Below are 14,083 nucleotides of genomic sequence, written 5' to 3'. Positions count from 1 at the left end.
TCAGTTCCTGATATCCATGGCGCTGCGCATGCCATCGCTGAGCAGATTGAAGCAGATCGACACCGCAAAGATCATCACGCCCGGCAATGCCGCCACCCATGGATTGATATAGATCGCCGTCCGCAGCGTGTTGAGCATCAGCCCCCATTCCGGCTCCGGCGGCTTGGTCCCCAGACCCAGGAACGACAGGCCGGCGGCGAGGATCATCGACACCGAAATCAATCCGGTGGCGTAAACGAAGATCGGCCCCAACACATTGCCGAGCATGTGCACGCGCATGATGGTGAAGGGGCCGGCGCCGGAAGCGCGCGCAGCCTCGACGAAATCCATGTTGCGCACGCCGGTGGTGACGCTTTCGGCAACGCGGGTGATCTGCGGCACGAACACGATGGTCAGCGAGACGATGGAGTTGACGATACCCGCGCCGAGCGCACCGGAAATCGCGATCGCGAGCAGCACCGACGGGAAGGCATAGAACACGTCGACCGTGCGCATGATCGCGGTGTTGAGCCGGCCGCCGACATAGCCGGCGACAAGGCCAAGCGAGGTGCCGATCACGAAGGCGAAGATCACCGGCAAAATACCAATGATCAGCGACAGCCGGCCGCCATAGATCAGCCGCGCCAGCATGTCGCGGCCGAGCTCATCGGTGCCGAGCGGATAGTTCGGCGTGCCGATGTGGCGAAGCCGGCGGATCATCGAGCCCTGATAGGGATCGGCTAGGCCGAGCCACGGCGCCAGTAGCGCGGAGGCGAAGATCAGCACCAGAATGAAGGCGCAGACCATGCTTACCTTGTCGCGCACGATACGGCGGCCAACGGTAGCCCAATAGCCGCGCGCCTTGGTGATGGGGGCGGCCTGCAGCGCGGTGTCCGACATCACGGCCATGATCAGCCCCGCTTGATGCGCGGATCGATCGCGGCCTGCGCGATATCGACCAACAGATTGAGGGTGACGAAGAACAGCGCCAGCACCAGGATAGTCCCCTGCAAGAGCGGCAGGTCGCGCTGGAAGATCGCGGAATTGAGCAGGAGCCCCGAGCCTGGCCAGGAGAACACGGTCTCGATCAGGATCGAGCCGCCGAGCATGTAACCGAGCTGCAGGCCCATCACCGCAAGCGCCGTCGGCGCCGCGTTCTTGATGACGTGCCTGAACACGTCCCATTCGCGCAGGCCCTTGGCGCGCAGCGCCTCGACGAAATCCTGCGAAAGGATGTCGCCGGTCAGCGCCCGCACCGTGCGGGTGATGATGCCCATCGGAATGACCGAGGTCGTGATCGCCGGCAGGATCAGATATTTCATGTGCTCCCAATCCCAGCCCCACGCGCCAGAACCGCCGGGACCGGCGCCGACCGCGGGCAGCCAGTTGAGCTGCACCGAGAAGATGATGACCATCACCATGCCGAGCCAGTAATGCGGCACCGAGACGCCGGCGATCGCGAACGAGGTCGCGACCTTGTCGACCCAGGTGTCGCGGAAATAGCCGGCGATCAGGCCGAACAACAGTCCGAGCGTGAAGCCGATCAGCGCAGCGGCGATCGCCAGCGTCACCGTATTGCCGACCGCGCGCAAAACTTCCGACAGCACCGGGCGGCCGGTCGCGATCGAGCTGCCGAGATCGCCATGGATGGCGCGCCACAGCCAGAGCCCGAACTGGACCGGCAGCGGCCGATCGAAGCCGTAAGCGGAGCGCATTTGCGCGGCGAGTTCCTGCGACGCATCCGCCGGCAGCACCGCGACCAGGGGATCGCCGGGCGTGATGTGCACGAGCAGGAAACACACCAGCGCGACGCTGATCACGATCGGAATGACGTAGATGATACGCCGGGTAACATAGACAAGCACGAGCGACTCTCTTCTTCCCTTCTCCCCTTGTGGGAGAAGGTGGCTTGGTGACGCAAACTATATGTCGTCATGGCCGGGCTTGTCCCGGCCATCCACGTCTTGGCCACAGCAGGAAAGGCGTGAATGCCCGGGTCAAGCCCGGGCATGACGGCTGAGGTAGTACTCTCCTACGGCGCCATCGACACCGGCGAGAAGTCGACGAACCAGCTCTTCGGCTGCACGAAGCCCTTCACCTTCGGGCTCATCGCGCGCGGCGAGACGTCGTGGGCGACGTAGAGGAACGCCGCATCGTCCACCGAGGCCGCGTGCAGTTCGGCGAGCGCTGCGTCACGCGCCGCGGGGTCGAAGGTCTGGCGCGCCTTGGTCACCAGCTCGTCGAACTTGGGGTTGTTGATATAGCCCCAATTGTTCGAGACCGGAGGGGCCATCGATGACTGCAGGAAGCGCACCAGCGCGAAGAACGGGTCCATCGCCGCATAGGTGACGTTGGTGGCATTGGCGCCGTTGGCGGTCGGGTCCTTGGCGCCGCGGCGCCAGTTGGTGAACAGCGTGTTCCACTCGATAACGTCGAGCTGAACGTCGAAGTAGCATTCGGCCAGCGCCTGCTGCAGGTATTCGTTCATCGGCAAAGGCTGCATCTGGCCTGAGCCCGAGGCCGAAGTCTGCGTCTTCACCGTCAGCTTCTTGTTCGGGCCGTAGCCTGCCTCCTGCATCAGCTTCTGCGCGGCCTTGAGGTCATACTTGATCTCGAACGTCGGCTTTCCGCGCCAGGGATGGCCGGGCTCGAAGGTGCCGGTAGCCGGCACCATCAGGCCGGCGAGCAGGCCCTCTTTCAGGCCTTCGCGATCGATGCAGAGGTTGGCGGCCTTGCGGACACGGATGTCGTTCCAGGGCGAGCCTTCGATGCGCGAGAACTGCCACGGCCAGACATGCGGCGATTCGTTGGCCTGGAGCTGGAAGCCGCGCGCCTTGATTTCCTTGACGGCATCAGGTGCCGGCGCCTCGACCCAATCGACCTGGCCGGACAGCAGCGCCGCGGTGCGGGCATTGGCCTCCGGCATCGGCAGCAGCACCATGCGATCGATCTTGGGGACGCGGCCCTTGTCCCAATAGCCTTCGTTCTTGACCAGTTCGAGCCGCTCGCGCGGGGTAAATTTCGACATCTTCCAGGGACCGGTGCCCGAGGCGTCCTTGGCGAACGCCGCCCAGGCGGCCTGCGATTTCGCCTTGGCATCGGCGCCTTCGGCGGCGTCATAATGCTTCTGCCACTTGGCGGGGCTCGCCATGAACAGATTGGTCAGGTTAATCGGCAAGAAGCTGTCCGGCTCCTTGGTGGTCAATTCAACCGTCATGTCGTCGATCTTGCGGGCGGAAGCCAATGTCGGCATGCGCGAGGCGGTGACGCCGACCTGGCTGGGGTCGAAATGCGGCGCATCCTGCTTCAACACCTTCTCGACATTCCAGACCACGGCGTCGGCATTGAAGTCGCTGCCGTCGTGAAACTTGACGCCGGGGCGCAGCTTGAAGGTCCACTTTTTCTTGTCGGCCTCGTCGACCTTCCATTCGGTCGCGAGCCCGGGAATCATCACGCTCGCCTTCTCGGCCGACGACAGGTCCCACATCGTCAGCCCGTCATACATGGTCAGCCCGGTAAAGCGGTTGCCCTCAAAACCCTGATCGGGCTGGCCGAGCGTGCGCGGAATGTCGGCGGCCGTCATGCCGATCCGCAGCACCGTTTCGGCGGTTGCGAGTTGCGGCAGACCGACCACCAGCGCCGTCGCCAGCAGCCACGCGGTGGCCGTCTTCCTCGATTTCTGGTTACGCATATGCAGCAATTCCTTCTCGACTAGAGTGACTAATTCTTATGCAGAGGCATGCAACGCCTGTGCCAAGGAAGGCGCTTCGCCAGGGGCCAATAGCCGCACAACTCACGGTGAGTGCGCATGCAAGCGCAGGTTCTCTGCTCCATCTGGCACCAAGCTTGCATTTTTCAGCTCCAACCCCGCCCGATGGAGCTTAATTCATGCGCATCCGAAATTCGATGCTTCTTGCTGCCACAGCATTCACCCTCGGATTTTCTCCTGGCCTGCCCACAATTTCGGCGCAAGCGGAGACCGTTGTGCGCTACGGCATATCGATGGCGGACATTCCGCTGACCACCGGCCAGCCCGACCGCGGCGCCGGCGCCTATCAGTTCTCCGCCTACACGATCTACGATCCATTGGTCGCCTGGGAGATGGACGTCTCCGACCGGCCGGGCAAGCTGGTGCCGGGACTTGCGACCGAATGGAAGGTCGACGTTTCAGACAAGAAGAAATGGCGCTTTACCTTGCGAAAGGGCGTCAAGTTTCACGACGGCAGCGACTTCAATGCCGATGCCGTGATCTGGAATCTCGACAAGGTGCTCAACGACAAGGCACCGCAGTTCGACAAGCGGCAAAGCGCGCAGGTCAAGACGCGCCTGCCCTCGGTGGCGAGCTATGCCAAGATCGACGACAATACGATCGAGATCACCACCAAGACCGTCGATTCATTCTTCCCGTACCAGATGCTCTGGTTCCTGGTCTCCAGCCCCACACAATATGAGAAGCTCGGCAAGGATTGGGACAAATTCGCGAGCCAGCCCTCCGGGACCGGGCCGTTCAAACTCACAAAGCTCGTGCCGCGCGAACTCGCCGAGCTCACCAAGAACGCCGATTACTGGGACAAGAAGCGGCTTCCCAAGGCCGACAAGATCGTGCTGATGCCGATGCCGGAAGCGCTGACGCGCACCAATGCGCTATTGGCCGGACAGGTCGATTTGATCGAGACGCCGGCACCGGATGCGGTGCCGCAGCTCAAATCCGCCGGCATGAAGATCGTCGACAACGTCACGCCGCATGTCTGGAACTATCATCTGAGCGTGCTGCCCGGCTCGCCCTGGACCGACATCCGCCTGCGCAAGGCGCTGAACCTTGCGATCGACCGCGATGCCGTGGTCGGCCTGATGAACGGCCTCGCAAAGCCCGCCAAGGGCCAGGTCGACCCGTCGAGCCCGTGGTTCGGCAAACCCTCGTTCGAACTGAAGTATGATGTCGCAGCGGCGAAGAAGCTCGTTCAGGAAGCCGGCTACTCCAAGGAGAAGCCGCTGAAGACGACCTTTATCATCGCGCAGGGCGGCACCGGGCAGATGCTGTCGCTGCCGATGAACGAATTCCTGCAGCAGAGCTTCAAGGAAATCGGCATCGAGATCGATTTCAAGGTGGTCGAACTCGAAACATTATATACGGCGTGGCGCAAGGGCGCGGCCGACGAGATGAACGCGAACATCACCTCCAACAACATCGCCTACGTCACGTCAGATCCGCTCTACGCCATTGTGCGCTTCTTCCACTCCGGCCAAATCGCGCCGGTCGGTGTCAACTGGGGCGGCTATAAGAATCCAAAGGTGGATGCGCTGATCGAAGAGGCCAAGCAGACCTTCGACGTCGCCAAACAGGATGAACTATTGGCGCAGGCGCACGCCGCGATCGTCGACGACGCCACGCTGGTGTGGGTGGTGCACGACACCAACCCGCACGCGCTGTCGCCCAAAGTGAAAAAGTTCGTGCAGGCGCAACACTGGTTCCAGGATTTGACGCAGATTGGATTGGAGTAGGAATTGTAGGGAGGGCAAAAGGCGTGCAGCGCCGTGCCCACCATCAGTACGCGGGCACGCTTCGCTTTGCCCACACTACGATTCTGTCATTGCCGGGCTTGACCCGGCAATCCATCTCCTTCGCAAGATTCTTTTGAAGTGATGGATGCGCGGGTCAAGCCCGCGCATGACGAGCCCGCGTCACTTCGTCAGCAGCGCAAATGCGCCGCTCCAGTCTTCCGGCGGCGGGTTCTCGATATAGCCGCGGATGCGCGCCTCATACAAATTGTAGAGCAGCTCCAGCGCATTTGCCTCGTCGGTCTTGCGGCCGCGCTCGATCGCGGCCAGCGCGCCTTCCCAGTCGCGATTGCGATAGCAGGCGAGCATCTCGATCGTCAGATTGCGCAGGCGCTGAAAGCGGCCGGACTGCGCGACGTTCTCGCGGCCGGCGATGGCGTAGATCACCTCCGGCTCCTTCTTGCCCTTCACCATGATGAAGTCGAGTTCGAGAATCGCGAACCGGTCCTTGACCGCAAGCGCGGTCGTGGAGCCGACGATGATCGGAAAGCCGTATTCCTTGGACTGCCCTTCGAGGCGCGAGGCCAAATTGACGCTGTCGCCGAACACGGAATAGTCGAAACGCTGGTCGGAGCCCATGTTGCCGACCACGCAAATGCCGGTATTGAGACCAACGCCGATGTTGAGCGGAATGAACGGACGTCCCTCTTCCTTTGCCTCCTGCTCGCGCGCCCGATTGAGCTCGTCGACGCGATCCAGCATGTCGAGCGCAGCCTCGCAGGCGTTGATCTCGTGGTCCTCGTCGTCGAGCGGCGCGTTCCAGAACGCCATGATGGCGTCGCCCATATATTTGTCGATGGTGCCCTTGCGGTCGAGGATGGCGTTGGTAAGCGGCGTCAGAAAGCGGTTCATCAGCGCCGTGAGCCCCTGCGGATCACTCTTGTAGGTTTCCGAGATCGAGGTGAAGCCGCGCATGTCGGAGAACATGATGGTCATCTCGCGCTCCTCGCCGCCGAGCACGAGCTTTTCCGGCGACTGCGCGAGCTGCTCGACCAGTGCCGGCGACAGGTACTGGCCGAAGGCGGAACGGATCTGCCGGCGCTGCGCCTGCTCGCGCACGAAGGCAGAGAAGATCAGCGTCAGATAAATCGCCGTGGTCGACATCAAGGGATAGGTGAAATCGATCAGCAGGCGGTGCTGGACGTAGAAATACGCCGATGTTCCGACCAGCACGGATGCAAACACGCTGCCGACAATGACCAGTGAGACCGGACCGAACAGAGGTGCGAACGCAATCACCAGAAGTCCTACCAAGAGCGCGGTGGCGAATTCGATGACGATGCCGTAGATCGGCTGCGAGATCAGCGCACCGGTCAGTGCACTCTCAAGCACTTGGGCGTGGATCTCCACGCCAGGCATGGCGGGCGCAACCGGCGTGGTCTTTATGTCGTTGATGCCGACCGCCGAGGTGCCGATCAGCACCAGCTTGCCGGCGATCATGTCGGGCGCGACGTTCTTTTCCAGCACGTTGATCGCCGGAACGTAGATTGAGGCATCGTTACGAGCATAGTGAAGCCAGAGTTGGCCGTTATGGTCGGTCGGAATCTGGAAGCCCTTGACGCCGATACTGGTAATGCCGGCCCTTTCAGCCTTTATCAGGATGGTCCCCGAGCCGCTGGCGACCCTTAGCATCTCGAACGTCAATGAGGGCATGGTCTGGCCCTGCGCCTGCATGATCATCGGCACCCGCCGCACGATGCCGTCGCGTTCGGGCTTGATGGTGAACAGGCCGCGTCCGGCGGCGGCGTGCTCCAGCACCGGCACGTTGCGCAACAGGCCCGGAAAATCGAACATGAAGCGTTGCGGCTCTTCGCCGAGCATCGCGAGCCCCGTGACTGGCAACGTCTTGTCGAGGGCTGCGATTTCCTCCGGCAGGCCGGATTCGCCGAGCACGACGCGCGACTTGCGGATAGCGTCGGCGAAGATCTGGTCGTTGCTCGGCAAGGTGCGCAGCTTGGCGCGGGTTTCCTCGTCGAGATTACGGAAGGTGTCCGCCGCCAAGGCGGGATTGAGGCGGTCTGGCTCCGGGAACACCGCGTCGAACGCGATCACGACGGCGCCTAACCTCGTCAGTTCGGTGATGAGATCTGCAAGCCGCGTCCGCGGCCACGGCCACTGCCCGAGCTTCTCCATGCTCTTTTCGTCGATATCGACGATGGTGACCGGCCGCGCGGTCTTCTGGCGCGGATCGATGCGCTGGAAAAAATCGAAGGTCCGGACGCGGATTTCCTCCACCGGCGCTGGATCGGCGACGCGAAGCGCGGCAAACCCGATCAGTAGCGCAAGGCACAGCAGCCGGGCATAGCCGATGCGCCGCTTGAACCACCTCGGTAGGGCCCGGAGCTTCATGCGCTTTGGATAGCACGCATCGGTGGGTCAGGCACGCGTGGAGCCTCGCGGAGCCGCACCGGGACCACGGGCGGGATCAGATATGCCCGCCGGGGTGGAGGATGAAGTCGCTCATCTGCAGGTTCGCCTTGGCAAGGTTCGACAACTGGATGCTGTTGCCTGCATCGAACTGAATCAGGGTATCCGAGCCTACCTGCTCGACCGCACCGCTGTTGAGCCACAAAGCGAAGGAACCGGAATCGCCGGGCGTAAATGGGACGTGGGCGAGAAGGTCGATCTTGTCCTGCCCCGGTTGGAAGTCGGTGATCGTGTCGTTGCCCATGTGTTCGGCGAACACGAATTGGTCTGCGCCTGCCCCGCCCTTCAGGACGTCGTCGTGCGCGGTCGAGAAGATCACGTCATTGCCCGAGGTCGCGAACGTCCTGTTGGCCCGATCTTCGACCACCGTGAACTGGCTGGTATTGATGACCGACGCGTCGTTCTTGGCGCCAACGCTGTAGACTCCGCTGCTGAATGCGGTTGTACCGCCTGTCGCTGACGGCATCGTGATGATCGAACCAGAGGTCGAGCCATCGGTGCCGTCCCAGGCCTTGAAGGTCAGATGCTCGGTATCGCCGCTGCCGGAACCGCTGAAGCGCACCTTGGCGTCGGCGGACAACAATAACGCGTCGCCGGGAGCCAACTTGATCGCGATCCAATCCCCGCCGCCGGGGAGATGATACTGCCAGCTTCCTCCTGCGCCACCATTGTCGACGCCGGTGATGGCGATACCATGCAGGGCGCCGTCGGGATCGGTGACGGTGAGCTTGTCATTGCCAAAGAAGAACTGGCCGTCGAAGACGGCAACACCGTTCTTGTTCGCGAGCTGCGCCACCTTTGTGGATACGCCGGACTGCACGATTGGCGCATCGTTGACCGACGTTATCGTGACGGTGGCGGTATCGGACGTCACGGAGAAAGCCGCCGAACCACCTGCCGATGATGCATCGGCAGTCTTGCCGCTGGTTCCCGTCGTTTGGTCCCACGCCAGATAGGTGATCGTAGCTGTTTCGCCGCCCTCTCCATCGGGGACGAATCTGACTTTGTCGGTAGCAGCCAGCAGCAAGGCGGATGTCGTCGACACTGCCGGGAAAGCGAAGAAGGTGGTCCCGTCGGTGGAATATTCCCAGTGGCCATGCGCGCCGGTCGTGGCGGTGATCGCGATGCCCTGCACCGCGCCATCATCGACATCGGTAATGCTGGTCCCGAGGAACGAGGCAACGGTCTGACCGGCAATCGTTGTAGCGTCCTCCGCGACCGGCGTCAGGGACGGCTGAGAGGCGACCAGCACGGGAGCATCGTTGGTGCCGGTGATGGTGACATCGATCGTGCGGCTGACCGTACCTCCGCGACCGTCGTCCAGCGTGATCGTGAAGTGCTCGACCTTTGTCGCGCCCTTTGCGAGGTACTCGACGGCCGAATCCGGAACGCTGTAGGTCCAGTTGATGATGCCACCCGTACCGTTAACGGTGTCCGGATATACCGATGCCGACAAAGCGCCCAGCGCTCCGCTTGACGCCGTAATCGTTGATCCGATTTCATGGGCATCCGTGAGATCCACATCCGCCAGCGCAATCGTGCCGCTATCAGTCAGATCACCCGTGGGCACGCCCTGCTCCGTCACGGCGGCAGTCACGTCCTCTGTTGCGACGACGGGATAATCATTGGTGCCGGTGATGTTCACGACAAACGTCTTCGACGTGATCCCGCCATCGCCATCGTCGATCGCGACCGTATAGGTCAGCGTCAGGACCTCGCCCTTCGCCAGATAATCGAATGCGGTCGAGGCCGCCGAGAATGACAGGTTGACCGAGCCGGCCGAGGAGCCGGCATTCTTGGTCACCTCGCCAGGCGTCACCAGTGCCTTCAGTGCGGCTTCACCGAGCGCCAAGCCTGTCGTCGTGCCGGATGCCACCACGCCGGTGATGACTGCGGCATGGCCGACATCGGTCAGGTCAACGTCGGTGAAGGTCACGGGGATCGTCGCCGTCAGCGCCGACGTATCGGTCTGCTCGGTCAGGTCTTGCTGCGCAATGTCGCCAATGACAGGCGCGTCGTCGGTTCCGGTGACGGTGATGACAAAAGTCTTCGGCGTCAGGCCGCCATCGCCGTCGTCGATCGCGACCGCATAGGTCAGAGTCAGGACCTCGCCCTTCGCCAGATAATCGAACGCGGTCGAGGCCGCCGAGAATGACAGGTTGACCGAGCCGGCCGAGGAGCCGGCATTCTTGGTCACCTCGCCAGGCGTCACCAGTGCCTTCAGTGCGGCTTCACCGAGCGCCAAACCTGTCGTCGTGCCGGATGCCACGACACCGGTGATGACTGCGGCATGTCCGACATCGGTCAGGTCAACGTCGGTGAACGTCACCGGAATTGTGGCCGTCAGCGCCGACGTATTGGTCTGCTCGGTCAGGTCTTGCTGCGCAATCTCGGCAATAACAGGTGCGTCGTCGGTTCCAGTGACGGTGACGACAAAAGTCTTCGGCGTCACGCCGCCGTCGCCATCGTCGATCGCGACAGTATAGGTCAGCGTCAGGACCTCGCCCTTCGACAGATAATCGAATGCGGTCGAGGCGGCCGAGAATGACAGATCAACGGATCCGGAGGACGTACCGGCAGCCTTGGTCACCGTGCCCGGCGTGAGCAGTGCGATCAGCGCTGTCGCGTTGAGCGAAAGGCCCGCGGTCGCGCCGGAAGCCACCACGCCGGTAATCGCTGCGGTGTGGCCGACGTCGGACAGGTCGCGATCGGCGAACGTGACGGGGATCGTCGTCGTCAGCGCCGTGGTATCGGTCGGCTCCGTGAGGTCCCGCTGCGCGATATCAGCTATTTCGGGTGCATCGTTGCTGCCGCTGATGGTGACGACGACGTCCTGCCAGGTGACCCCGCCATGATGGTCGTCGAGCTCCACCGTGTAGGTCAGCGTGACCGTCTCGCCAACGGCGAGATAATCGAAATAGCTGTCCGGCGCCGAGAACGACCAGCTCTGCAAACCCTTGATGCCGCCGGTCGAATCGCTCAGCGGGCCCAGCGACAGCCAGCTGAGCTGGACCGTACCGTCGGCGAGGGCTGTCATCACGCCGGAAGCGCTGACGCTCGCGATCTTGACCGCATGCGTGTCGGTCAGATCGGCGTCGGTGAACGTGATCGCGCCGCTGGCGGTATCCAGCGTCGCCGAATTGTAGCTGTCGGCCCGTTCAGCAATCGTCGCGGCCTGCGCATCGCTGGTGATCTCGGGCGTATCGTTGCTGCCGGTGACCGTGACGGTAAGCGGCTTGGTCACCACGCCGCCATGCCCGTCATCGACGGTGGCGGTATAGGTCAGCGTCAGGATTTCGCCATCGGCAAGGAAATCGAAAGCGCCGTCGGCTGCGCTGTAGCTCCAGCTTGCCGAACCGTTATTGGTATTGCCGTTCGCCTGCACCACTGTCAGCGGCACGTCGACCGCCGCGATCGCATCGAGTTGGGCTGCGGTGAGCGATGAGGTGATGTCGGTAAGGCCGGCGTTCCGGTAAGTGAAGGACGTGAACGCCGCGCTCGCCACGGGGCGGTCGGTCAGGTCGACATCGGTGAAGCTGATCGTGCCCGATACCGAATGAAGCGCCGTGGATCTGGTCGGATTGGGCTGCTCGGGATTCACCAACTCGGGGAACGCAGCACTCGTCACCTCGATGGTCGGCACGTCGTTGGTGCCGATGACGACGACGTCGGCGCCCTGGATCGAGACCGTGATCGGGATGGAGACGACGCCGCCATGGCCGTCGTCGACCTGGGCGACGTAGTTGAGCACCAGCGTCTCGCCCTTGGCGATGAAATCGAACTTGCTGTCTTCGATCCTGTAGGTCCAGGTCGCCGAACCGTTGTTGGTGTTTCCGGCCGCCTGCACCACGCTCAGCGGCACCTCGACGGCCAGGACCGCCGCCAACTGTTGCGGTGTCAGCGCCGCGGTGACATCGTTGCCCTCCGCGTCATAGTAGCGGAACGGATCGGTCGCGGAGATCGCCGCGCTGACGACGGGACGGTCGGTCAGGTCGACGTCGCCGAATGTGATCGTGCCGGATACGGTGTCGACCGCCGTATTGCCGGTACCAATCCGCTCCGTAATCTCGCCGCCGGTCGCCGAGATCGTCGGCTTATCATTGGTGCCGGTGATGGTGATCGTAAACGGCACGAACGTCGTTTCGTTGTTCGGCGCGTAGTTGTTGTCGACCCGCGCCATGTAGGTCAGCTTCAACGTCTCACCGGCGGCCAGGAAGTCGAACGCGCCATCTGCGATGTTGTAGGTCCAGGTCGCCGTGCCGAAATTCCTGCCGTTGGCGTCTTGCACCACGACCAGCGGGACTTCGACGGCCGTGACCGCCGCCTGTTGCTGCGCAGTCAGCGTCGCGGTGACGTCGGCACCCTGTGCGTTCTGATAAATGAAGGAGGAAAACTGCGTACTGACGCTCGGGGTGTCGCCGACATTGATGTCGAAATAGTTGACAATGCCGGACGTGCCGTTGACAGCGGCGTTGCCGGTGACATCGGCCCGTTCGGTAGCGGCGCCGCCGAACGCGGCGGCCTGCGGCGGCCCCGGAATATGCACAAGCCTCTCGGTCGGGACCGGAGCGGGCCCGGAGGCAGCCTTATCCGGGATATTGACGGATTGAAGCGTGACCGGGACAACATCGTTGCTGGCCAGCTTGACGAATAAGGTTTCCGGAACGATCGAGTCGGTGAAATTGGTCGTGAGCTTGGTGTTCGGGTTGTTCAGGTCGCTGAACTTGAGCGAAAACACGTCGCTGATGATCTTCTGCGCATCGGGCGACAATTGCACGGATGACTGGAAACTGACCGCGCCCTGGCCGTTGATGACCGTCTGCGTGCCGGCCCGGTTAACGGTCGCGATCGGCGTCAGCGTGGTCTTGTCGAACAGAATGTAAGAGCCGGTGGTGCCATCGGGTTCGACCAGCACCTGGAATTTCGCCGGCGGGGCGGCACCTTGGCCGGGGACCTCGAAGTCGATCTCGACCAGCACCGCGGTACCGCGGATGCCCATAGTCGCGACCGGCGTGTCGACCTTCATGTCGCCTTTCTTGGCGGTAGCGCCGGCGACGAAGGAGATCGTGCCCTGCACCAGGCTGAGCAGCGATTTGTTGTCCGACCCGTTGGGGTCGTAAACCATTTCGTTCAACACCATCCTGGCGTTCGATGCGAGACCGAATACGGTGCCGTCGATGAAGGTGATGCCGAGCATCGAGTCGGAGCCGGACTGAACCACGTCACCCTTATGGACGGTGTCGCCCTGATTCAGGATGATCGAGACGCCGTTGCGGATTGCGGTCGCATTTCCTGTCAGCTTGGTGACATGGCCGATGACGGCTGGCGCGGCACTCGCGCTGCCGTCGGCCTGCGCAAACTGGGTGTGCCCGCTCAGCGCGCTGACGATGTCGCCGGTGAGGTGCGCGCCATCGGGCGAGGCCAGTGCCGCGCGTTTCTCTCCCTTGAAATAATCGTGCAGCACGACCTCGCGGTCGCCATGGGTGAGGATCAGATCAACGCCCGACCGCTTGAAGTCGCCGGAGAAGAGCAGGTGCGCATCAGAAATAGTTATGGCGTCGGACGGCGCGTGTGTCGAAACCTTGTCGATATGGAACTTGCCCGACGAGGAAAGATGGCCGTGCTGTGACGGCAGCCCGAGATCAAAATCCTTGCCGGAAAAAGGGTCGAGTTCACCCGATCCGAATTTGCCGGCGTAATTCACTTGGGCCCCATGGCTAAATGGTTAAGAACTATGAAATTTCCCTGCACCAGTTTCATACCATGCAGGTAAGGAACACAAAAGCACGCCTGCCGCGAACACCCCCAATATGGGGTATGTCTGCGGTAGGACCGAAAAGGTCCGGAAAATAGTCCGGCGAGAGTGTGGCGAGGGAAAGGCGGGATCCGCCGCGGACCGATCGAAAAATAGGCACAACCTTCCCAAGGCATAAAGATAAGCAATCATAATGCTTTATCTCTGCCGCAGCGCAGCGAGCGCCAGTTCCTGAAGGAAGCAACAGCGCTTGAAGACCGACCACTTCGCCGAATCGATTGGCAGCCGTTACCCCTTCAGGGCATCCGGGACACGTTGTATCGCCCACCGAGCGATTCCTCTGACAAGGTTAATTCGGGTGAC

Annotated in this window: 6 protein-coding genes; 1 reads left to right on the top strand and 5 read right to left on the bottom strand. The window is 62.3% G+C overall.

Features of this window, described 5'->3' with window-relative positions:
• The 3 genes from HCN50_RS10450 to HCN50_RS10440 all read right to left on the bottom strand — a co-directional run bounded on the left by HCN50_RS10450 (position 1) and on the right by HCN50_RS10440 (position 3,670).
• Positions 1-879: an ABC transporter permease gene (locus HCN50_RS10450; RefSeq protein WP_376700281.1), complete on the bottom strand. Its 879-nt coding sequence runs from the start codon at positions 877-879 to the stop codon at positions 1-3.
• A gap of 11 nt (positions 880-890) precedes the next feature.
• Positions 891-1,844 (bottom strand): ABC transporter permease, encoded by a 954-nt coding sequence (locus tag HCN50_RS10445; protein WP_171709556.1) that lies wholly within the window; start codon positions 1,842-1,844, stop codon positions 891-893.
• A gap of 167 nt (positions 1,845-2,011) precedes the next feature.
• Positions 2,012-3,670 (bottom strand): ABC transporter substrate-binding protein, encoded by a 1,659-nt coding sequence (locus HCN50_RS10440; RefSeq protein WP_171709555.1) that lies wholly within the window; start codon positions 3,668-3,670, stop codon positions 2,012-2,014.
• 197 nt (positions 3,671-3,867) lie between these two features.
• On the opposite strand from HCN50_RS10440, the gene HCN50_RS10435 reads away from it, so the two are divergent.
• Complete coding sequence (locus HCN50_RS10435; protein ID WP_171709554.1) at positions 3,868-5,481, top strand: ABC transporter substrate-binding protein; 1,614 nt, start codon at positions 3,868-3,870, stop codon at positions 5,479-5,481.
• 180 nt (positions 5,482-5,661) lie between these two features.
• Here the strand turns inward: HCN50_RS10435 and HCN50_RS10430 are convergent, their stop codons facing one another.
• Both HCN50_RS10430 and HCN50_RS10425 read right to left on the bottom strand, forming a co-directional pair.
• A complete protein-coding gene (locus HCN50_RS10430) occupies positions 5,662-7,887 on the bottom strand; it encodes a CHASE2 domain-containing protein (RefSeq protein ID WP_171709553.1) in 2,226 nt (741 codons plus the stop codon).
• Between the two features lie 76 nt (positions 7,888-7,963).
• Positions 7,964-13,669 (bottom strand): VCBS domain-containing protein, encoded by a 5,706-nt coding sequence (locus HCN50_RS10425; RefSeq protein ID WP_171709552.1) that lies wholly within the window; start codon positions 13,667-13,669, stop codon positions 7,964-7,966.
• Positions 13,670-14,083: the final 414 nt, after the last annotated feature.

The organism is Bradyrhizobium archetypum (assembly GCF_013114835.1).
GTDB classification, from domain to species: domain Bacteria; phylum Pseudomonadota; class Alphaproteobacteria; order Rhizobiales; family Xanthobacteraceae; genus Bradyrhizobium; species Bradyrhizobium archetypum.
This window is presented reverse-complemented; position numbering and strand designations above follow the sequence as displayed.

Bases quoted from the DNA above. Each gene is read 5' to 3' on its own strand.
- HCN50_RS10435 (WP_171709554.1), top strand. From the start codon at position 3,868: ATGCGCATCCGAAATTCGATGCTTCTTGCTGCCACAGCATTCACCCTC.
- HCN50_RS10450 (WP_376700281.1), bottom strand. From the start codon at position 879: ATGTCGGACACCGCGCTGCAGGCCGCCCCCATCACCAAGGCGCGCGGC.
- HCN50_RS10430 (WP_171709553.1), bottom strand. From the start codon at position 7,887: ATGAAGCTCCGGGCCCTACCGAGGTGGTTCAAGCGGCGCATCGGCTAT.
- HCN50_RS10440 (WP_171709555.1), bottom strand. From the start codon at position 3,670: ATGCGTAACCAGAAATCGAGGAAGACGGCCACCGCGTGGCTGCTGGCG.